Below are 21,431 nucleotides of genomic sequence, written 5' to 3'. Positions count from 1 at the left end.
GAAATCCATATTCAGAGATTCATTTATGCCGATCGGAGTGCCTGAAAAGCTTCGGGTCACTTATTTTTTGCATAAAGAGGAATAATATGGCTGAGAGTATACCGGAAAAATCTCACGGGTTTGAAACCGTTTCCCGTATCCTGCTGGGTGTTGCCGGCGGTTATGCGCTGTCCGCGATGGTTTCCGCTCTGCTGGCAGGCGTTATGCCTTTTAATCCGATTCAGTCGGAAAAGGCTGCGAATATGCTGTTTTTTATCACTTATGCCTGCGCGCTGGTCTGGGTTTTTTCCAATGCCGGAACAAAGACAGTATGGGCGGTTATGCTTGTGCTGTTTGCGGTCACCGGCTCAATGCTGCTGCTCGGGGGTGCGTGATGAAGGAAACCTTCCGCAAATCAATAGGCAGGCTTCACACATGGAGCGGGCTTCTGACCGGATGGCTCTTGTTCGTCATATTTTTCACAGGCACTTACTCCTACTTCAAGGATGAAATAACTTACTGGATGCACCCTGAAACCCATAAAGCAGTTTTGGACGCCGCCGACAAGGCATTTCAGGCTGAGATGGCGCTTAAGTATCTGGAAGCGAACCTTCCCGACGCCGCTGAATGGAGCATAATCTTTGCCGATAAACGCAGCCCTGTTCTTCAGGTCGGTCACAGGGAGAGGCTTCCCATGGATATGAAGCAGGTGGATTACGTCCGCACCGCTATGCCGATGAGGTATCTTGATCCTTTGACAGGGGAATATCTCGGAGCCAGAGACACAGAGGGCGGCAACTTCCTTTACCGTTTTCATATAGAGCTTTACGGGCTGGACAGGGCAATGGGACGGCGGATAGTCGGTATAGCGACAATGTTTATGTTCATCGCCATAATAAGCGGTGTTGTCATACACAAGCGCATATTTAAGGATTTTTTTATGTTCAGAAGAAAAAAAGGTCTGAGATCATGGCTTGACGCGCATATCTTCACATCCGTCCTTGCTCTGCCTTACCATCTCATGATCACTTATTCCGGTCTTGTGCTGGTTATGATTTATATTCTGCCGTTCAATTCACATAAAACCGCCAAAGCATTTGAGGATCACATAGCAATGCACATGCGGCAGGAGCAGATTCCCCTGCCCGATGAAAAGACCCCTCTGCCTGATATAAGGACGATTCTGGCAGATGCGGAGGAAAGGCTTGGCAGAGAGGCAGGCAGTATCAGCGTGAGTAATCCGTATTCAGGAAACACGCTTGTCACCGTCAGCCCCGGAACAGGGCTTGATATAGTCAACGGATTCAAAGGAACCGGAAGCGCCGAGAGACTCACCTATAAAGGATCTAAAGGCAGGTTCATGGGGATGATGAATATGCAGGCGTCAGACGGCGTAGCAAAAACAGCAGGGGTTCTCACATCTCTGCATCTTGCCCGGTTCGCTGACACCTTTCTGCGGTGGCTCTTCTTCGTTTCCGGTGTACTGGGAACGGTTATGATCGGTACGGGGCTTATCATCTGGGTCAATAAAAAATCCGCCGCGATGAAGAAATCATTCGGCAGGAAGCTTGTTGAGGTGCTGAATGTGGGCGGAATAACAGGACTGGTGACGGCGACAGGCGTTCATTTCTGGGCTAACAGGCTTCTGCCTGCGAATCTTGCGTCAAGGGCGCAGTGGGAGATATATGTGTTTTTTGCCGCATGGTTTCTTCTCTTTTTGCATCCTGTGCTCCGCACGCCGAAAAACGCTTGGCGTGAGCAGCTTTTTTTCTCGGCTTCGCTTTACTGCCTTATGCCGGTACTGAACGCTTTCACGTCTGAGGTGAATCTTTTCAGCGCCGTATCCGGAGGGAATGCGATAATCATGGGGTTTGACCTCACTGTGTTCGGTCTGGGGCTTCTTTTCGGCTATGCCGGATGGAAACTCACCGAGAAGCGGAATGTGCCGGATGGGGCTCTCTCCGGCGTTCCGGTCGGAAGAGGGAACTGATTATGAATATACTGCTTTCCTGCGTGCTCGCATTGGTCGGTTTCGGGTTGACAGCCGCTTCCATGGAGCGTCACTCAAAGAATATAAAAGGTATGAAAAAGTATGTTTTCAGAACAGCCGGATGGCTTCTGCTTGCCGCATCCGTGCTCCCCTGCATAAGGGAATGGAATGCCGCCGTTGGCATCGCCGCATGGTTCGGCATAATGAGCCTCATGGGGAGCATCCTCGTGACTGCTCTGTCGTTCATGCCCGAAAATAAATTCACCGGATGATTTCAATCGGCGGCGGAGCGTTGTTTTTGGCACAAAATATTCTATTTTGTCTGATAGTTCCGCCGATTCAAGGGAGCGACATGAACAGTTTTTTGTTTTCCGTCACCCGATCGGCAATATAATCGATCGTTGCCCGCACACGGGCAAGCTGTCTTGAATCAGGGTTCACCTGAAGCCAGAAGGAACGCTCCGTAAACATCTCCGGCAGAACAGGAACAAGCTCCGGCTTGGTATGAGCCATAAAATAAGGCAGAGCCGCAACACCTGTGCCGGAGACAGCGGCGTACATCTGACCGACTATGGTGGAGCTCTTGAACCGGCTGTTTTGATTAGGAGCAAAATCCTTCATAAAGTTCAGGTTCTCGTCATAAAGAAGATCTCTGATGTAGTCTATTATATCGTGGGATGCGAGGTCTTCTTTACTACCGAGCTCACCATGAGCCGCCAGATAATCTCCGGACGCAAACAGACCTATGCGGTAATTGCTGAGCTTACGGGCTATGATGTTGCCTGACGTGGGCTTGGTCAGAGTTATGAGAATGTCTATTTCACGCTTGGAAAGGCTGTAATACATCGGAACAGGGATCAGTTCTATCTCAAGATTCGGCTGCTGTTTCAGGAAACCGCCGAGCTGGACAGCCAGAAAGCAGTTCCCCAGACCGTCCGGCGCACTTATGCGAACCGTGCCGTAGAGCTGGCTGTTTTTGCCGTGGACGTTTTCTTCAAGGTTCATCATTGTCGCTTCCAGATTTTCCGCATAGGGGAGCAGAGTCTCTCCGGAAGCAGTCAGACGGCAGCCTTTTTCAGTACGCACGAAAAGCGTTGTATCAAGTGACTCCTCCAGCGCGGAAATACGCCTTGCAACTGTGCTGTGCGTTACCTGAAGACGTGCTGCCGCCCCCGCGAATGAGTTTGTCCTGCTCACAGCCAGAAAATATCTCAAATCATCCCAGTTCTGATACATTATCCCTCTCATTTTAGCCGGAAACAGGCGATGTGCATTTTTGCACAGCTGTTGCCGAATATTGGCTATTTGCTGTCCATAATTATATAGCATATTAAGTTATGAGTTGAAACAGTAATGAAACAGGATAATTTCGGAGGAAATATATGAAAACTGTCAGCAAACTTTATACATCACAGATGTCGCACGAGGAAATCTTCGGGCTTGAAATGAGAGGCAGGGAACTGCGCAGCGAAGCTTTCCATAAAATGCTCGGTTCTTTATCAGCCAAAACAGGCAGGCTTTTCAGAAAAGCTCTGCACATAGACTCGCACGGCAAGCTTCACCACAACGCAAGAGCATAAGACAAAAATAAAATAAATATACTCCTGACTGAGTATACACAAAAAAAAGAGCATCTCTGTTGAGGTGCTCTTTTTGTTTTAATCCTATATATGGGATATGTAGGGCTCGAACCTACGACCTACTGATTAAGAGTCAGCTGCTCTACCAACTGAGCTAATATCCCCCGAAATCTTTTGACAACATCAAAAAGTTTCTTTTCAGTATCTGAAAAGAAAAAAGAAACTGTTTTCTTTAAAACAGCTTCCCTTTGAAACCTTATGGAGGTAATCGGGATCGAACCGATGACCTCGACACTGCCAGCGTCGCGCTCTCCCAGCTGAGCTATACCCCCGTTCAGAGATTGGGATTATATTAAATTCTCATGGATTTGCAACATAAAATTTGCCGCAAACGCATTTTAGCCTATCATCCCGTCCAAAACTTTTATCTCTCGCCGTGCGTATGCCGCCGTTATCGGGTCGTGGGTGACGACTATTATATTTTTGCCGCCTTTATTCAGCTCGGTTATAAGCTCCATGATCGATGCGGAAGTCTCACTGTCAAGCTGTCCTGTGGGTTCATCAGCGAGGATTATCTGCGGGTTGCTTATCAGCGCCCTTGCTATTGCCACCCTCTGCTGCTGACCGCCTGAAAGCTGGTTAGGGCGGTTTTTGCGCTTATCCGCCAGCCCGATTCTGTCGAGGAGCTCAAGGGCTCTCTTTTCCATTATCTTCATGCTTTCGCCGCTGTAATAAGCGGGCAGAAGCACATTTTCAAGCACATTCGCGTGGGGGATGAGATGAAAACTCTGGAAAACGAACCCCACAGTGCGGTTGCGTATGTGTGAGAGTTCATCGTCACTTAGCCCCGAAATATCCTCCCCGTTGAGGAAATACTGCCCTGATGTGGGTGAATCGAGCAGACCGAGGATATTCATCAGCGTGGTTTTTCCTGAACCGGAGGGTCCAGTGACAGCGATGAATTCGCCGCTCTCAATCTCAAGTGAGATACCCTTAAGTACCTCAAGCTCAAGCCCTTCCAGAGTATATTTCTTGCGTATGTCAACCAGCTTCGCCAGAGCCATTAATTAAACCCCTGCTTTTTTTCAGGCAGTATTATTTTAAGGGCGATTTCATCCCCCTCACTCAAGCCTTCGGTAATCTCGGTGCGGTTTTCATCCTTGACTCCGGTTTTAACGCTGATCCGTTCTGCGGGGTTTTTCCTGTCTCCGGTAATTTTATATACAACACTCTCCGCGCCGTCCCACTTGACAGCTCCGTTCTGCACGGAGAGAACATCCTGTTTTACCTCTCTGACTATCCGCACATGGGTGGTCATGTCGGTTTTGAGGAGAAGAGCGTCCTCCGGCGTTATGCTTATCACCGCCGTGTAATAAACTATCCCTTCCTTGGTTTCCGGCTCAAGGTATATGCGGCTTATTACGCCGTCAAATCTCTTTTTCGGATAGGTGTCCACAGTGTAGAAAACCTTCATCCCTTCCTTTATTTTGCCGATGTCAGTTTCGTCCACGTAGATCCACATCTCAAGCTTTTCCGGCTGGAGAATCGTGATCAGATTCGCCACCTGCAAGCCTGCCACTATAGTTTCCCCTTCGTCCGCCGCAACCTGAGTCACAACGCCGGATATAGGGGCGTGTATGTCGTAATATGACCTCTGAACCAGAAGCTCCTGAAGCCTTGCCTCGGTCTCTTTTATCTGGTTTTCCAGCACAATAATGTCGTTTACGTGTGTGGTGCGTATTTTCTCAAGCTCGGTTTTCACGCTGTCCAGCTCCGCCTGAGCGAGTTTAAGCTCATGGAGAGACTGATCAAGCTTTTCATCCGTGGATGCGTCCTGATCATACAGTTTTTTCTGCCTGCCGTAGTTGCGCTCCGCCAGACGGAGATCCGCCTCACGCTTCTCTATATTCTTTCGCTGAAGGTCGGTGTTTACCGGAAAAAGACTTCTTTCCTTCTCAAGGTTCGCTTTCAGTGTTTTCAGGCTTATGCGCATGGTTTCGATGTTGCGTTCAATCTCTCTGCTGTCTATCTTGGCTATGAGCTGCCCCTGCTCAACTCTGTCGCCGACTTTGACGGGGAGCGAGCTTATAAGTCCGGTCGCCCTTGCTCCTATCTCAATTTTTGCGCCCACAACGGGTTTTACGATGCCCGTAGCCAGAAGCTGATCCTCTATAGTCGCTTTTTCCGCTTTTACTGTTTCCAGTATCTGGATTTTTCCGCCGCCACGTTTGGAGAGAAAGGCGAAAACCCCCGCTCCAAGCAGTGTACAGGCGAGAAGAATGGCAAAAATCTTTTTCATCCCTTCAACCTCGGTGTCTGTAAACCATAAATATACAATTCTCCCGACAGTTCATAAACACAAAAGTTTGTTTTCATTAATAATAATCTTTTGCGCATATTCACAGAGGTACTATTGACAAGCACGCATTCTCGTCATAATCTTAAGGTTTATATCCAACAGGCACAAAACAGGAGACATATATGAATATTGTACTTGCGGACGGCAGTCAGAGGGTTCTTGACGAAGGCAGCAGCGTTCTTGACGCGGCGAAAAATATAAGCCTCGGACTCGCCAAAAAAGCTGTAGCAGGCGAAGTAAACGGCAAAGCGGTCGATCTCGGATACATTTTAAGTGAAGGCGATAAAGTTAAAATAATAACGGAAACAGACGCGGAAGGTCTGGAAATTCTCCGCCACTCCACAGCCCACCTCATGGCGCAGGCAGTTCAGAGGGTTTATCCTAAAGTTAAAGTAACCATAGGACCCGTTATTAAAGACGGCTTCTTTTATGATTTCGACACCGGCGACATGAAGTTCACTCCCGAAGATCTGGAAAAGATCGAAAAGGAAATGGCAAAAATCGCCGCCGAAAAAATAACAGTGCGCAGAAAAGTGCTCACCAAGGAAGAGGCGAAGAAAGTTTTCAGCGACATGGGCGAGAACTATAAAATTGAGCTCATAGACGCAATAGAAGACCCTACAGTATCGCTTTACGAACAGGGCGACTTTATGGATCTCTGCCGCGGACCGCACATTGACAACACTTCAAGAATTAAGCACTACAAGCTGCTTTCCGTTGCGGGCGCATACTGGAGAGGGGATGAGAAAAACCCCCAGCTTCAGCGTATCTACGGCACAAGCTGGTTTAAAAAGGACGAGCTTGACGCTTACCTCAACATGCTTGAAGAGGCGAAAAAACGTGACCACCGAAAACTCGGCAGGGAGCTCAAGCTCTTCATGGTCGAGGATGATATAGGCGCGGGCTTCCCCATATACCTGCCCAAGGGCGGTAGGCTCCGTGCCATTCTGGAAGAGTACGAAAGGCAGGAGCATTTCAAAAGAGGCTACGAAGTGGTTTACGGTCCCGCTATCCTTAAGTCGGATATGTGGAAACGCTCCGGTCACTACGATAACTACGGCGATAATATGTACTTCACTAAGATTGACGATGTGGAATTCGGCATCAAACCCATGAACTGCGTTAACCATATTATGGTGTACAAGTCCGAGCTGAGAAGCTATCGTGATCTTCCGCTGAAGCTTTTTGAACTTGGAACAGTGCACAGGCACGAAAAATCCGGCGTTCTCCACGGGCTTATGCGTGTCCGCGCGTTCACTCAGGATGACGCGCATGTTTTCTGTACTCCTGAGCAGCTCAACGGTGAAATAGTCAAAATAATCGATTTCGTAACCGATGTTATGAATGTTTTCGGTTTCGAGTTTGAGATTGAGGTCTCTACCAAGCCCGAAAAATACATAGGCAGTGATGAAAACTGGGAAAAAGCGACAGCAGCCCTTTTTGAAGCGTTAAAGATTAAAGAACTTCCCTACCAGATAAACGAAGGGGACGGGGCTTTTTACGGTCCCAAAATAGATATTAAGCTTAAAGACGCCATTGGACGTTTCTGGCAGTGCGCCACAATTCAGGCGGATTTTAACCTGCCGGAGCGCTTTGAGCTCTCGTATATCGGAGAGGACGGACAGAAACACCGCCCGATAATGCTCCACAGGGTTATTCTCGGTTCAGTTGACAGATTCATCGGCGTTCTTACAGAGCATTTCGCAGGCAACTTTCCCGTGTGGATTACGCCTGTTCAGGTCAGAGTGATGAACATCACTGACGATTCCCTTGAAATGTGCAAAAAAGTTGAAGCCGCTCTCAGGGCGGAAGGCTTCCGTGTTGAAGGCGATTACAGAAACGAAAAAATAAACCTGAAAATCAGGGAAGCGCAGCTTGAGAAGATCCCTCATATGGTCATTCTCGGCAAGAACGAAGTGGAAAACGGCACCCTGACCGTGCGGCTAAGAGATGGAGAAAATAAAAATAATCTTGATCTTTCCGCTTATATTAGTGTATTAAGAGGGCTTGACGTAAGTAAGTCACTCGAATTATGGAGGTGAGTCATACGCGGCAGACAGCAGCAATCGCTCGACAGAGAAAGGATGAACGAAGAAATAACCTCTTCTGAAGTAAGGTTAATACTTGATGACGGCAGTCAAAGAGGAGTGGTACCGATAAAGGAGGCTCTGGCGTTGGCCGCCGAAGCCGGACTTGATCTCGTCGAGGTATCAGCAAGCGCGACACCTCCCGTTTGCCGTGTAATGGACTTCAGCAAATACAAATTTGAGAAGAACAAGAAAGATCGTGAAGCACGTAAAAAACAGCGTCAGAATCAGATCGAAACCAAGGAGATAAAGTTCCGTCCGAAGATTGAAGATCATGACTACCAGACGAAGCTGAGGCACATAAGGCGTTTCCTCGAAGAAGGGGATAAGGTCAAGCTTGTGATCCGTTTCAGAGGCAGGGAAATGATGTTTCAGGACAGCGGCACGGAGCTTTTGAATAGAGTGACGCAGGACGTCACAGGCTTAGGAGTCGTTGAGAAGACACCTGAGATGCAGGGTCGTCAGCAGGTGATGATTATCTCGCCTGTTAACAACTAATTTTCGGAGGTAGGCTAATGCCTAAGATGAAAACCCATAAGGGCGCTGCCAAAAGATTTAAAGTTACCGGCAGTGGTAAGGTTAAGTACAAAAAAGGCTTTTTGAGGCACATCCTCACCTCAAAAAGCAGCGGAAGAAAGCGCGCATTGCGCCACCCTGGCATCCTTGAAGGACAAGACGCAGCAAATATCAAAAAACTGCTGCCGTACGCTTAATGTAAGGAGGACGAACAGTGCCAAGAGCGAAAGGCGGGGTCAAAGCCCGCAAACGTCACAAAAAATGGCTTGAGGTCTCCAAAGGCTTTCAGGGCGCAGCGAACAATGTCTACAAAAAAAGCCGCGAGCAGGGCGAACGCGCTCTTGCTGAAGCTTACAAAGGCAGAAAACGCAGAAAACGCGACTTCAGAACTCTTTGGATCATAAGGATCGGAGCCGCCGTAAGACAATACGGCCTCAGCTACAGCACCTTCATAGGCAAGCTGAAAGAAAAGAACATCACCCTCGACAGGAAATCGCTTTCTGAAATGGCTATCAAAAGCCCCGAACAGTTTGAGCAGCTTGTTAAACAGGTAAACGCTTAGCGATCAGACCTGTTTGAAAACTGCTCAAAAGTAGCGAAGGCGGGTTGAACCCAACTGAGCGTGTCTGCAAAAAGACAGAATGTACTTTTTGCAGCGGTAAATTAAGAGGCAGCTTGTTAAACAGGTAAACGCTTAGTATTAAGGTTTTATCTGTAGAAGGATACGGAAAAGGGAAATCCTGATTAGGGTTTCCCTTTTTTTGTGGAAGCCGCTCAAACCAGCCGCAGGATGCGTCTGCCGCCGTGCGCAGCGAAGGTTTGCTATGCAAACCGCGAGTGTGTACAAAAATCCGACAGGATGTACGGATTTTTGCGGCAAATCAGATACGGAAAAGGGAAATCCTGATTAGGGTTTCCCTTTTTTTGTGGAAGCCGCTCAAACCAGCCGCAGGATGCGTCTGCCGCCGTGCGCAGCGAAGGTTTGCTATGCAAACCGCGAGCGTGTACAAAAATCCGACAGGATGTACGGATTTTTGCGGCAAATCAGATACGGAAAAGGGAAATCCTGATTAGGGTTTCCCTTTTTTTGTGGAAGCCGCTCAAACCAGCCGCAGGATGCGTCTGCCGTCGTGCGCAGCGAAGGTTTGCTACGCAAACCGCGAGCGTGTACAAAAATCCGACAGGATGTACGGATTTTTGCGGCAAATCAGATACGGAAAAGGGAAATCCTGATTAGGGTTTCCCTTTTTTTGTGGAAGCCGCTCAAACCAGCCGCAGGATGCGGCTGCCGTCGTGCGCAGCGAAGGTTTGCTATGCAAACCGTGAGCGTGTACAAAAATCCGACAGGATGTACGGTTCCTTACTATTAAACAAGAGACTGCTTCGTCGCTTGGACTCCTCGCAGTGACGCAGCTATGCGTCACTCTGAGACTGATGACAAACACAGTAACAGGCTTGTTCATCTCTATAAAATCCCCCTCAATTCCCATTATTAAAGGGAAAAATCGTTGTCACTAAAAGCAAAACCCCCTCCTTTCGCAAAGGAGGGCTGGGGAGGATTTATGCAAATATATACTTTTTTACTTTGAAATGGACTTTGTCAATAAGCTGAGTGACGCAGCTATGCGTCACTCAGAGCGTCAGCGAAGAATTCAACGCCTATTGTGAACCGTCGTTCGTATTTATATTGCTCTTTCTGTATAATCAATATAACATAGTTTTACTGGGAGGCGTTATGGCGAATTCTGAGATTATCACCGAAAAAAACAATCACAAGGGCTACATCACCCTGAACCGCACTTCGGAGAACAATGCGTTCAGCATTGAGTTTGCTTTACTTCTGAATCAGGCGCTCAAGGATTTTGATAAGGACGATGATGTCCGTGTCGTTATCATACGCAATAACGGGAAGCATTTTTCAGTGGGTATTGATCTGAAAGTTCTGGAGAGCGTTGACGATGAAAAGCTTTTTGAATTCATTGCCCTTATGGATATGCACAACCACACCATAGCAAATATGAAGAAGCCTGTAATCTCCTCTGTAAAGGGTTACTGCGTGGCAAACGGCGCAGGGCTTAGCTTTGCCTGTGATCTGACTGTAGCTGCGCAGTCTGCCGTCTTCGGCACAACGGCTGTTAATGTAGGGCTTATCTGCACCGGTCCGGGCATTCCTCTGACAAAAAACATCGGCAGAAAGAAGGCAATGGAGATGGTGCTTCTGGGCGAAAGGTTTACTGCGCAGGAAATGTATGAGATGGGGCTTGTTAACCGGGTTGTGCCGGATGAGGAACTGGAAGGAAAAACTGAGGAAATAGCCGATGCCATAGCTGCAAAAAGCCCCCTTGCCGTTTCTGCGGGAAAAAGAGGAATCAGCGGTTCTTACGATATGGGTTATCATGCGGCGGTTGATAACGGAACAAAGGTTTTTGCGGAACTTTGCGCCACTGAGGACGCTGCGGAAGGGATAAGAGCATTTCTTGAAAAAAGAAAAGCCGAGTGGAAACTGCGTTAGCACTTCTCCGGTTAAACGTGTCTGAATGTTTGTTCATAAATAATAACGGAAAGGGGAAGCCGTGTCAGGCTCCCCCTTTTTATTGGTTTGCAGTAATTCAGTTTGCTAAAGAATCTCTCAGCTTGTTACGCCATGCCTTTAACCACAGCGAAATAGCCGTTATAGTTTACTACAGCCCAGACAGTGCCTGACGCTGTATCTACGCCCCATGTGCCGAGTTTGTCGTCCGACTGCCATTCGCGCTGAACGAATGTGTTCCCGCCGCCGAAGTTCTGGTTAACGGCATTTATCCATGTTCCGTCTTCATCGTTTGTAGCTATTCCGAATTTGCCGCCTGCAATTTCAGCGGAGCTGACTTTGGAAGAATCATAGCTCATGGACAGTGTGAAAACATCTGTTTGCTCGCTTCCCATGGTGTATGCCATACCGTTAAGGAAGAATATTTCACTTAAAGAATCCTGTGCGTCAAGCCAGCCTGTGTTCACATGAATATTAAACCTGCGTCCGGAAGCTGATTCCTGCTGGAGGTTGCCGTTTTTGCCGTTGATTATTTTTGCGTTCGTTCCGCCGGTGCTTGTGGAATCAACTACTGTGAGGTCTCCGCCCTGAGCGATGGTGTAGGATTCGCCGTTAAGGCTGTAGCCGAAGGTTTCTCTCTTTGAGAAGTTGAGTGTGGGTGTGGTCGAGAAACTGTCTTCCGCATATGCGGGGGCAGAGTAGAAATCCACAGTGACCACAGGACCGTCAACTGTAAAAATATAGTAGCCGACAGTATAGAGCTCCTGAGCAACGAGTTCCTGACGCTGTCCGCCCCAGAGGAGCGCATCGTTTGATTTGTTGACAAGTGTGATACCATAATCTGCCGCCGTATCTTCAACATCACTGCCCGGAGTATAAAACTTGGAGCTGTCAGAAGCGGTTACAATCTGCATAACCTTTGCTTCTGAACCGTTTAAAGATTTTACAAGGCTGCGGTCGTGCATGTGATCGTGTCCGTTTATATGGTAGCGGACGCCGTTCTCTTCAAGACTTGTTATGTATTCATCCAGTCCGGGGGCTGCAAACGTGCTGAAATCCGGAGCCAGAATATTGTCAACAGTGTAGCCGAACATGACATCAGAGTGATCCTGAGTCAGCAGCCCCTTGTGAGCAAAACAGAAGGCATGCGTATTCGCCGAGCGTCCTGAAAGCCTGCCGCTTATCCAGTCCTGCTGGTGCATGATAGGGTTTGCGGTGGTTTCAACAGCATTCTCAACGGGGGTTGTGTCGTTGTATGCTCCGTCTTCAGCAGTGAAGTGGTCAAGGAGCACAAAGCGCACGTTGCTGTAATCGAATGAGTACGAAAGTCCTGTCATGTCACTGATGTTTGCTGAAACCGGGCTTGAAAAGTTTGAACCCATGGTAAATGCTGCCGTGTTTGTTCTGGGGATTTCGGGAAGCCACTGAACATCGGGGTTCTGGACAGAGTAAGCTGTGGATTGAATGCTCTGGTTGTTCTGCTCTCCTGTGCGTGTCTGCGGAAAAAAACGGAGGAACTGTGTAGCAGCAGCAGCGGAGTCATCGTGATTGCCTCTCAGAGGGAAAAAGCCTATTCCTTCATTGTACAGTCTCTGCGTGTAACGGGCTCTTATCCCGAAACCGTCTTCGGCTGTGTAGCTGATTACCGTGCCGGTGGGAGTGTGGGTAGCGGTGAAGTTTTGTCTTGCGTCATCAGTGAGGTCTCCCACTGCGACAACAAGCTTAACGCCGTGTCTTACAAATTCGTCATTTACATTGTTGATTATGTCAACTGCGGTTGAAGCGGGGTTTTCACCGTCATCATTCTTTGTCCACTGAGTATCTGAGATAACTCCGAATTTCCATGCCGTAGAGGTGGGAAGAACTGCTCTGGGAGCCGCAGTCTCAGCGCTGTCCGAACTGGAAGAACTGCCGCAGCCGACTGTCATTCCCACAGCGGCGGCGCTCATTGCCGTTGCTGAAAGCTTAAGGAACTGGCGTCTTCCAAGTCTGGTCTTGTTGTCGTTATCATGTGACATATTATTATATCCTCCGCAAAAAAAAATTTACAGAGGCACTATGAAACTAAAAAATCAAGAAAATGTTGTACTTATTGATAATAAGTGTCAAAAAATGTCAAGTTTAGTTGATGTCTTAAATCAGCATTTTTCAAATAATTCCTTGCCATTTTGCACCTGTTTTTAATATCATGCTTGCTTAACTGAATTTGTGAAAGAAAGCGGAGAACGATAAATGCAGCTCGACATAAGCGGACTCGAAGGCTACAGGACGGAGATTGCTCAGGCAGGCTCTCTTGATGCCCTGTATCAGGTGAAAGTGAAGTATCTCGGTAAAAACGGGCTTATAAGCAACCTTAACAGACAGCTCAAGGACATATCCTCACATGAGGATAAGAAAGAGGCGGGAATGAAAATAGGCTCCCTCCGTGCGGATTTTGAAGCTCTGCACGATGCGAAGGAGCTTGAGCTCAAAGGCGCGGAAAAAAACGCCAAGCTCACGGGAGAATCTCTGGATATAACTCTTCCCGGACTTCCTTTCACCGCCGGAAGCATTCATCCTGTCACAAAGGTCTTTGACGAGATAGTGGATATTTTCAGCGCCATGGGCTTTGAGGTGGCTATAGGTCCCGAGGTTGAACACGATTTCTATAACTTTGAGGCGCTCAACATACCCAAAGAGCACCCCGCAAGAGACATGCAGGACACGTTTTACATAACAGATGAGATACTTATGCGCACTCACACATCCCCTGTGCAGGTGCGTACTATGCTGAAAAACAAACCTCCTGTGAAGATAATAGCCCCCGGAAAGGTTTACCGCTGTGACAGCGACATAACCCACACGCCGATGTTCCATCAGGTGGAAGGGCTCCTTGTGGATGAAAGAACCACCTTCGGCGACCTGAAAGGGATTCTCACTGTGTTCATACAGAAAATGTTCGGCGATAACGTGCCTGTGCGTTTCCGCCCCAGCTTCTTTCCCTTCACCGAACCCAGCGCAGAGGTGGACATGGGCTGCGTAATCTGCGGAAGCAAAGGGTGCCGTGTGTGCAAACAGACCGGCTGGCTTGAGATTCTCGGCTGCGGAATGGTTGACCCCGCCGTGTTCAAACACGTGGACTACGATGCGGAGAAATACAGAGGCTTCGCCTTCGGTATGGGTATAGAGCGTATCGCCATGCTGAAATACGGCATAGACGACCTTCGTCTGTTTTTTGAGAATCACCTCAAATTTTTGAAGCAGTTCTAGGAATCCCACGGAAGGGATTCCGCCGTGCGGAGCGAAGACGCACTCAGTGCGGCGCGAGCGTGTGAGTAACAACCACAGGATGTAGGTTTTTACGAACTATTATAAGATAAGAGAATCACCTCAAATTTTTGAAGCAGTTCTAGGAATCCCACGGAAGGGATTCCGCCGTGCGGAGCGAAGGCGCACTCAGTGCGGCGCGAGCGTGTGAGTAACAACCACAGGATGTAGGTTTTTACGAACTATTATAAGATAAGAGAATCACCTCTTTTTGAAGCAGTTCTAGGAGTTAATGTAATGAAGGTATGTATCAGCTGGTTAAACGAATTTGTAGATATATCAGGCATAGGCATAAACGACCTCTGCCACAGGCTCACAATGGCGGGGCTTGAGATCGAAGGCGTACATAAATCAGAGAGAGCCGAAAACACTGTCGTGGCAAAGGTTCTCCACCGTGAGAAACATCCCGATGCCGACAAGCTCTCCCTTTGCAGAGTTACGGACGGGACAGAGGAATATCAGGTTGTGTGCGGTGCGCCGAACGTCGCGGCGGGGCAGACAGTGCCTTTTGCCAAAATTGACGCTGTGCTCCCCGGCAATTTCAAAATCAAAAGAGCAAAAATCAGGGGAATCGAATCCTGCGGGATGATCTGCTCCGAAGCGGAGCTCGGTCTTGCCGAAAAGTCTGACGGAATAATGCCCCTGCCTGAATCTCTCCCCCTCGGTGCGGACATAAACGAGATTCTCGGACTCGGCGACACTGTGCTTGAGGTGTCCATAACTCCCAACAGGTCAGACTGTCTTAGTGTTATAGGCGTTGCCCGTGAAATAGCCGCAATATACAGCCTTCCGCTGAAAGCAAAGGAATTTAAACTTGAGGAAACGGCGGATGCCGCTTCAAACTATTCATATGTAAAAGTTAATGACGAAGAAAAATGCCCTGTCTACCTCGGCAGGGTGATAAAAGGCGTGAAAATCGCCCCCTCGCCTCTCTGGGTGCAGAACAGGCTGCGTGCCGCAGGTGTGCGCCCTATAAACAATGTGGTGGATGTTACAAACTATGTGATGTTTGAGTATGGTCAGCCGCTCCATACATTTGATCTGCGCATGATCAGAAACGGCATAGTAGTCCGAAACGCCGCCGAAGGCGAAAAGCTTCTCACCCTTGATGAAAAAGAAAGAACCCTTAAAGATTACATGCTTCTCATCTGTGATGAGGAAAAAGCGCTCGCAGTCGCCGGAATCATGGGCGGCGAGCATTCGGGAATCAGTGACGACACCACGGATGTTTTCCTTGAGTGCGCATACTTCAAGCCGGAGAGCACACGCCTCACCGCCAGAAGACTCGGCATGCAGACAGACTCATCCTACAGATACGAAAGGGGAATTGACCCGGTAAACACAATCCGCATGGTAGACTACGCGGCAAGCCTGCTTGCTTCATTTGCCGGAGGCTCAGTTTGCAGAGGCGTTCTTTCCAATGACTATAAAAGAGTTACAAAACCCGAAGTGATGTTCACCCCTGAAAAAGTGAATGCCCTCCTCGGAACTGACATAAGCACGGAAAAAATGCTGAAAATTCTCGCATCCGTGGGAATGGATGCTGAGGAATGCGCAGAAGGCTATAAGGTTACCTCCCCTTCATGGAGGGTGGACATAGAGAGATGGCAGGATGTGGCGGAAGAGGTTGCAAGGCTTTACGGCTATGACAACATCAGGGCAACCGTGCCTCTCATCCCCGCTGACAGTGACAGGCTCATGCCGCTGCTCACTCACAAAAGGCTGCTCCAGAATAAGCTCGCCTCACTGGGCTTTTCAGAGGCGGTGAACTATTCCTTCATGAACGACAAATATTTAGGCATATTTGACGATAGAGAGCGCTTCGTAATCCTCAAAAACCCCATTTCAGAGGACATGAACGCTCTTCGCACATACGTTTTCCCCGGCGTTGTATCAACTATACTCTACAACGTAAACCGCGGAGCAAAAGCGGCGAATATCTTTGAGACATCATCAGTTTATATAAAAGAAGGCGAAGGCATCCCTCTTCAGGAAACAAGGCTCGCCTTTGCCGTGTACGGCGGCTACTGGGGGCTCTCATGGAACACTAAGCCTGTTGAGGAAGCCTTCTACGCTTTAAAGGGTGTGGTTGAAAACATTCTTGCGGGCTACAATCTCGGTAAAGTAAGCTACACCCGCTCGGAAAGAGCGTTCATGCACCCGGGCAAATCCGCGGAAATCATGCTGGACGGCGAATCTCTCGGCTTCTTCGGAGAGCTTCACCCCGATACCCTTGAGGCAGTGGATTCCGACCAGCCGATCTGCGTATGCGAAATATTCCTTGAAAGGCTCCTTGAAAAAGAGCTTGAGAAGAAGAAATATTCCAAATTTTCCAAACTCCCCACAGTGTTTAAGGATTTCTCTATTGCTGTTTCAAAGTCAGTCCGCTCGGCGGATATAACCGACGCCGTGTCAAAAGAGAGCAAACTCATTGAGAGCGTCACCCTCTTCGATACTTACTCCGGCAAAGGGCTGGCTGATGATGAGATAAGCCTTGCGTTCAGAATCTTTTTCTCCGACCCTGAGAAAACACTCACGGATGAAGAAACCAACGCCGTTCTCAGAAACGCCATAGCAAAACTGGAAAAAGACTTCGGCGCAAGACTGCGCTGATTTCTTTCTTATAAGGATTCTTAAATTGAGAGAACCCTTTCTTTTACAGTAAAGAAAGGGTTCTCTCAAACTCTCTCCCCAAGAAACTGGATCTTTGTACACCGCATATGCTAAACAAGTCCATGGATGGACTTGCGCCGTGCGGAGCGAAGCCTTGCTTTGCAGGGCGCGAGCGTGTATCCAAAATTTCCATGGAGGGTAAATTTTGGATAATCTGATAAAGAGCCTGCGCCGTGCGGAGCCTTGCTTTGCAAGGCGCGAGCGGTTTCAGCCGAACCACAGGACGTTGGTTCGGCGAAGTTAATTTCGGAGGATTATAATTGGTTAAAGTCGAATTCACCGACGGCAGGATTGAGGAAATATCCCCCGCTTCAGTGAAAGATATATTGAAAAAGCTTAATCTGAAAGAGACTACAACCCTTGTCACAAGGGATGGAGAGCTTCTGACACATGATATTCACGTATATGACGGTCAGGATATAAAAATCATAAACGTGGTGAGCGGCGGCTGATGAAATGTGTTAAATGTAACGGCAATGCGGTAATTAATATCCGCCGTGCCAACGCCGCCTTCTGCAAAGAGCATTTCAATGAGTATTTCACTGAGCAGACATTGAAATCCATCAAACAGTTCCGCATGTTCCGCAAGACAGATAAAATAATGGTCTGTGTCTCCGGCGGAAAGGACAGCCTTGTCCTCTGGCATGTGCTGCATAATCTCGGCTGTGATGTAACGGGAATGTATATCGATCTTGGTATAAACGGCTATTCCGACCGCTCGAAGGAGAAAGTGACGGCATTTGCTGATAAATTCGGACTGAAAACAATCATAGTGGATCTTCGTGAAAAAGGCTATCCGATCCCTTTTGTGGCAAGACGAGCCAAAAGAGAGGACTGCGCTGTCTGCGGCACCATAAAAAGATATTACTTCAACAGGGCAGCCTATGACGGCGGTTTTGATGTTGTCGCCACGGGGCACAATCTGGATGACGAGGCATCCCGCCTGTTAGCCAACATAATGCACTGGAACGATGAATACATGGACAACACCTATCCGGTTCTCCCCGCAGGCGGGAAAATGCTGAAAAAGAAGGTCAAGCCCCTTGTGCGCCTCACAGAAAGGGAGACAGCGGCGTTTGCCATCCTCAACGGAATAGACTACGTGATGGAAGAGTGTCCGATGAGCAAAGGCGCCACAAGCCTTATTTTCAAGGAAGCGCTCAGCACTATAGAAGATAAAATGGCTGGAACGGAGATTTTCTTTTATACAAAATTTCTCGAAAGGGTTAAGGATAAAGACCGCTCAAAAACAGATTCGGACGAAATGAAAATATGTCAGACCTGCGGAATGGAGTCCTTTATGGACAAATGCACATTCTGCCGTCTGGTGGAGAAAGTTAAATGAATAAAATAGAATATGGAACCAACGTCATTTTGATTGACGAGGAAAGAGGCAAACGCCACATGACCAAACTGCGTGAGGGGCTGCGCTTCACAACGCAGTACGGCTTCATAGAGCATGACGAGATAGTTAAGATTCTTGACGGCGGAATAATCACCGCCTCAAAAGGTGTGCGCTACAGAGTGCTTAAACCCACTTATATCGACTACATCATGAATATCAAGCGCCGCGCGCAGATAATCTATCCCAAGGATACGGCAGCTATGCTCATGGAGGGCGATGTTTACCCCGGTCTTAATGTTCTTGAGGCGGGAGTGGGGCAGGGTGCGCTTTCGATAGCCATCCTCCGTGCTCTCGGCGGTAAAGGAACTCTTACAAGCTATGAGCTCCGTGAGGATTTCGCTGGTGATGCGGCAAGGTTCATAGCCGAATTTTACGGCGAAGCGCCCAACCACGATATTCAGGTACGCAATATATATGAAAGTATAGACGGCGAATATGACAGAGTGCTGCTTGACCTGCCCGAACCTTGGCAGGTTGTGCCTCATCTTGAGAAGGGACTCCGTCAGGGCGGGCTGCTTGTATGCTATCTGCCTACGATTTTACAGGTGAAGTCATGCGTGGATGCTCTGCGCGAGGCGGGGTACTATGACGAGATAAGCTCCTTTGAGCTGATTAAGCGTCCGTGGAAGGTGGACGGAAGGTCTGTAAGACCGGAGATGTGGACATTCAACCACAGCGCATTCCTTATAACCTGCCGCAAGGTGGAAAAAATGCTGCCGAAAGTGAAGCCCGAAAAGGCGGAAACTCCGGAGGAGCTTGAAGAAACTTACGAAATGCCTGAAGAAGAATAGATTTAACCAAAGGGGCGGTGAAATATCTTACCGCTCCTCCTGCTGCTCTCTCCTGCGGAAGTTTATCCTGTAGCCTATCATCTGCCCTAAAATTCCCATTGCCAGAAATAAAGGAGCAAACGCCCACGGCGTGTGTGTGCTTATCCTTATAACAGCAATAAAAACAATCGGTATATGAATACAGGCGAACCAAGCTAGGGAAAACCTTTTGGTGAAACGCCTCAAATAACCGAACGGAAGGTTCAGAATCACCGCCGCGATACATATCAGAACTATTATGCCTTGAATGTCTGTCATGGTTAATATATATGTGCATAATACGGATAAGTAAACGGAAATGTTGTAAATAAATGTAGCCTCTAAACGGGCGGCAGGGCGGATGCAGATGAAAATTCTCCTCATAGGTCTGGGCGGTTTCTTCGGAGCCGTAGCGAGATACGGGGTGTCAAAGGCTTCTCTCTTTATAATGGGCGGCAGGTTCCCTCTCGGAACCTTCTTTGTAAACGTGTCCGGTTCATTCCTTCTGGGCTGCGTCATGGGTTCTCTGTTCTTCCGCAGCACGTCCGGAGAAAACCTGCGTCTGCTAGTCGGTATGGGCTTTCTCGGGGCGTTCACAACCTTTTCAACATTCAGCGTGGAAACAATTCTGCTTTTTGACGAAGGCAGATACCTCGCAGGCTCGGCAAACGTATTCGCAAATCTTTTCTTAAGCCTTGCTGCCGCTCTCATCGGCATGTGGCTTGTGAAGCAATAGGAGCATAACAATGGGCGGAAGCATATTCGGCAGAAATTTCAGAATAGCCACCTTCGGCGAAAGCCACGGGAAATCGGTCGGCGTGGTGCTGGACGGATGTCCGGCGGGACTGGAACTCACGGAGGATGATGTTCAGCTTGAGCTCAACCGCCGCCGTCCCGGGCAGAGTGATGTCAGCACTCCCAGAGACGAAAAGGATAAGGTGGAGTTCCACAGCGGCATATTTGAAGGCAAAACCACCGGACACCCTATAATGATGCTTGTATATAATGAGAACCAGCGGTCTAAGGACTACAGCGAGGTGAAGGATCTCTTTCGCCCCGGGCATGCGGACTTCACATATACCTCAAAATACGGCTTCAGGGACTACAGAGGCGGCGGCAGAAGCTCCGCAAGAGAGACCATAGGCAGAGTGTGCGCCGGTGCTGTGGCTAAAAAGCTGCTCTCAGGAAAAGGGGTAAGCGTCATAGCTCACGTCAAACAGGTGGGCAGCATTAAGGCGTTGGAGTTTGACGCGGAATATATAGAGAAAAATCCTGTGAGATGCGCCGACAGAAACGTTGCGGAAAAGATGAGAAGTCTTATATTAAGTATTTCGGAACAAGGTGACTCCATAGGAGCGGTTGTCGAAGTTATTATAAAGGGTGTACCCGTGGGAATAGGCGAGCCTGTCTTTGATCGTATCGAGGCGGAGCTGGCAAAGGCGATCCTCTCAATACCCGCCGTAAAGGGTATAGAATTCGGCAGCGGGTTTGAGGCGGCGACGCTCAGGGGAAGCGAAAATAACGATGAAATCTCCAAATACGGCTTCCTTTCAAATAATGCGGGCGGAACTCTCGGCGGTATCACCACAGGGCAGGATATTATCTTCCGCTTCCCTGTAAAGCCTGCGTCATCAATAACCGTACCCAAGAAAACCATCGATCTCTTCGGCAATGAGAAGGAGATCGTCACCAGAGGCAGACATGATGCCTGTGTCGCTCCGAGGGTCGTTCCCGTTGCGGAGGCAATGTCGGCAATGGTTCTGGTGGATATGATAATGGCTGACAATGCGGGACGTAATCTTTTTTAAAAATTTATTAAAAAAGATGTTGACTTAACTCTGCCGTTTTCGTATAACAATCTTCCGCTGAGAGCCGGGCTTGATTGCTGCGGGCGAGAGCGGGTGAGAGATTACGAGAGTGTTTGACAGAAGAATAACTTGTTAAGGCTGTTAACAAATTTTTTAAAAAAAGTTGTTGACTTCCTAAGCGGAATTTCTTATAACTACCTTCCCCTGAGCGTTGAGCTTGGATGTTTCGAGGTGAGAGGGGAGAGTGTTAGAAAGCAGGATATTTCGTTTAGGGTTTCGGTTAAAAACTTTTAGAAAAAAGTGGTTGACAATCTGAGCGGGATTCTTTATAAAGTTCTTCCGCCGCCTGAGAGGGCGGGGAGAAAAAGCAGTTGTTTGACATTAGAATA

20 protein-coding genes and 2 tRNA genes are annotated in these 21,431 nt (G+C 48.4%); 16 read left to right on the top strand and 6 right to left on the bottom strand.

Annotated elements, in window-relative coordinates:
* The first annotated feature begins 86 nt into the window (after window positions 1-86).
* The 3 genes from EP073_RS10735 to EP073_RS10725 are packed head-to-tail and all read left to right on the top strand — an operon-like array spanning window position 87 to window position 2,241.
* The gene (locus tag EP073_RS10735; protein ID WP_128467143.1) at window positions 87-374 is read left to right on the top strand and encodes a hypothetical protein; all 288 of its coding nucleotides are present in this window, start codon (window positions 87-89) and stop codon (window positions 372-374) included.
* On the top strand, window positions 374-1,969 hold the full coding sequence (locus tag EP073_RS10730; protein WP_164885345.1) for a PepSY-associated TM helix domain-containing protein: 1,596 nt from the start codon (window positions 374-376) through the stop codon (window positions 1,967-1,969). Before EP073_RS10735 ends, EP073_RS10730 begins: the two co-directional genes overlap by 1 nt.
* Window positions 1,970-1,971: 2 nt before the next feature.
* Entirely contained in the window at window positions 1,972-2,241 is a 270-nt protein-coding gene (locus EP073_RS10725; protein WP_164885344.1) for a DUF3325 domain-containing protein, read from the top strand.
* A 67-nt stretch (window positions 2,242-2,308) separates the two neighbouring features.
* On the opposite strand, the gene EP073_RS10720 is transcribed toward EP073_RS10725, so the two are convergent.
* Window positions 2,309-3,205: a LysR family transcriptional regulator gene (locus tag EP073_RS10720; protein ID WP_164885343.1), complete on the bottom strand. Its 897-nt coding sequence runs from the start codon at window positions 3,203-3,205 to the stop codon at window positions 2,309-2,311.
* A 146-nt stretch (window positions 3,206-3,351) separates the two neighbouring features.
* Here EP073_RS10720 and EP073_RS10715 point away from each other — a divergent pair, with 146 nt between their 5' ends.
* A complete protein-coding gene (locus tag EP073_RS10715; RefSeq protein ID WP_128467139.1) occupies window positions 3,352-3,549 on the top strand; it encodes a hypothetical protein in 198 nt (65 codons plus the stop codon).
* A 91-nt stretch (window positions 3,550-3,640) separates the two neighbouring features.
* Here EP073_RS10715 and EP073_RS10710 read toward each other — a convergent pair.
* The 4 genes from EP073_RS10710 to EP073_RS10695 all read right to left on the bottom strand — a co-directional run bounded on the left by EP073_RS10710 (window position 3,641) and on the right by EP073_RS10695 (window position 5,848).
* A tRNA-Lys gene (locus tag EP073_RS10710) sits at window positions 3,641-3,713 on the bottom strand.
* Window positions 3,714-3,808: 95 nt separating this feature from the next.
* A tRNA-Ala gene (locus EP073_RS10705) sits at window positions 3,809-3,881 on the bottom strand.
* Between the two features lie 66 nt (window positions 3,882-3,947).
* Window positions 3,948-4,613 (bottom strand): ABC transporter ATP-binding protein, encoded by a 666-nt coding sequence (locus tag EP073_RS10700; RefSeq protein ID WP_128467138.1) that lies wholly within the window; start codon window positions 4,611-4,613, stop codon window positions 3,948-3,950.
* Complete coding sequence (locus EP073_RS10695; RefSeq protein WP_128467137.1) at window positions 4,613-5,848, bottom strand: efflux RND transporter periplasmic adaptor subunit; 1,236 nt, start codon at window positions 5,846-5,848, stop codon at window positions 4,613-4,615. Before EP073_RS10695 ends, EP073_RS10700 begins: the two co-directional genes overlap by 1 nt.
* 182 nt (window positions 5,849-6,030) lie before the next feature.
* Between EP073_RS10695 and thrS the strand changes: the two genes are divergently transcribed.
* The 5 genes from thrS to EP073_RS10670 all read left to right on the top strand — a co-directional run bounded on the left by thrS (window position 6,031) and on the right by EP073_RS10670 (window position 11,023).
* Window positions 6,031-7,950 (top strand): threonine--tRNA ligase, encoded by a 1,920-nt coding sequence (gene thrS / locus EP073_RS10690; protein ID WP_128467136.1) that lies wholly within the window; start codon window positions 6,031-6,033, stop codon window positions 7,948-7,950.
* Window positions 7,951-7,992: 42 nt separating this feature from the next.
* Window positions 7,993-8,493, top strand: coding sequence for a translation initiation factor IF-3 (gene infC, locus EP073_RS10685; protein WP_206617464.1), 501 nt, complete (start codon window positions 7,993-7,995; stop codon window positions 8,491-8,493).
* 17 nt (window positions 8,494-8,510) lie between these two features.
* The gene (gene rpmI, locus EP073_RS10680; protein ID WP_128467134.1) at window positions 8,511-8,708 is read left to right on the top strand and encodes a 50S ribosomal protein L35; all 198 of its coding nucleotides are present in this window, start codon (window positions 8,511-8,513) and stop codon (window positions 8,706-8,708) included.
* Window positions 8,709-8,725: 17 nt separating this feature from the next.
* Window positions 8,726-9,073 carry a 50S ribosomal protein L20 gene (gene rplT, locus EP073_RS10675; protein ID WP_128467133.1) on the top strand — a complete coding sequence of 116 codons (348 nt, stop codon included), beginning with the start codon at window positions 8,726-8,728 and terminating at the stop codon, window positions 9,071-9,073.
* A 1,173-nt stretch (window positions 9,074-10,246) separates the two neighbouring features.
* Window positions 10,247-11,023, top strand: a complete 777-nt coding sequence (locus tag EP073_RS10670) for an enoyl-CoA hydratase/isomerase family protein (RefSeq protein ID WP_128467132.1) — start codon at window positions 10,247-10,249, stop codon at window positions 11,021-11,023.
* 125 nt (window positions 11,024-11,148) lie between these two features.
* Here EP073_RS10670 and EP073_RS10665 read toward each other — a convergent pair whose 3' ends face one another.
* Window positions 11,149-13,059: a metallophosphoesterase family protein gene (locus tag EP073_RS10665; RefSeq protein ID WP_128467131.1), complete on the bottom strand. Its 1,911-nt coding sequence runs from the start codon at window positions 13,057-13,059 to the stop codon at window positions 11,149-11,151.
* Between the two features lie 214 nt (window positions 13,060-13,273).
* Between EP073_RS10665 and pheS the strand changes: the two genes are divergently transcribed.
* From pheS to aroC, 7 genes are all read left to right on the top strand, one after another.
* Entirely contained in the window at window positions 13,274-14,290 is a 1,017-nt protein-coding gene (gene pheS, locus EP073_RS10660) for a phenylalanine--tRNA ligase subunit alpha (protein ID WP_128467130.1), read from the top strand.
* Window positions 14,291-14,584: 294 nt separating this feature from the next.
* Entirely contained in the window at window positions 14,585-16,960 is a 2,376-nt protein-coding gene (gene pheT, locus EP073_RS10655; RefSeq protein ID WP_128467129.1) for a phenylalanine--tRNA ligase subunit beta, read from the top strand.
* 320 nt (window positions 16,961-17,280) lie between these two features.
* Window positions 17,281-17,472: a MoaD/ThiS family protein gene (locus tag EP073_RS10650; RefSeq protein WP_128467128.1), complete on the top strand. Its 192-nt coding sequence runs from the start codon at window positions 17,281-17,283 to the stop codon at window positions 17,470-17,472.
* A complete protein-coding gene (locus tag EP073_RS10645; protein WP_128467127.1) occupies window positions 17,472-18,365 on the top strand; it encodes a PP-loop family protein in 894 nt (297 codons plus the stop codon). Before EP073_RS10650 ends, EP073_RS10645 begins: the two co-directional genes overlap by 1 nt.
* Window positions 18,362-19,216: a tRNA (adenine-N1)-methyltransferase gene (locus EP073_RS10640; RefSeq protein ID WP_128467126.1), complete on the top strand. Its 855-nt coding sequence runs from the start codon at window positions 18,362-18,364 to the stop codon at window positions 19,214-19,216. The genes EP073_RS10645 and EP073_RS10640 overlap by 4 nt, the downstream gene beginning before the upstream one ends.
* A gap of 385 nt (window positions 19,217-19,601) precedes the next feature.
* Window positions 19,602-19,970 (top strand): fluoride efflux transporter CrcB, encoded by a 369-nt coding sequence (gene crcB / locus EP073_RS10630; protein ID WP_128467816.1) that lies wholly within the window; start codon window positions 19,602-19,604, stop codon window positions 19,968-19,970.
* A 10-nt stretch (window positions 19,971-19,980) separates the two neighbouring features.
* Window positions 19,981-21,042: a chorismate synthase gene (aroC, locus tag EP073_RS10625; protein WP_128467124.1), complete on the top strand. Its 1,062-nt coding sequence runs from the start codon at window positions 19,981-19,983 to the stop codon at window positions 21,040-21,042.
* The last annotated feature ends 389 nt before the right edge of the window (window positions 21,043-21,431 follow it).

Origin of the sequence: Geovibrio thiophilus, from assembly GCF_004087915.1 — a bacterium.
Classification (GTDB): Bacteria; Chrysiogenota; Deferribacteres; order Deferribacterales; family Geovibrionaceae; genus Geovibrio; species Geovibrio thiophilus.
This window is presented reverse-complemented; position numbering and strand designations above follow the sequence as displayed.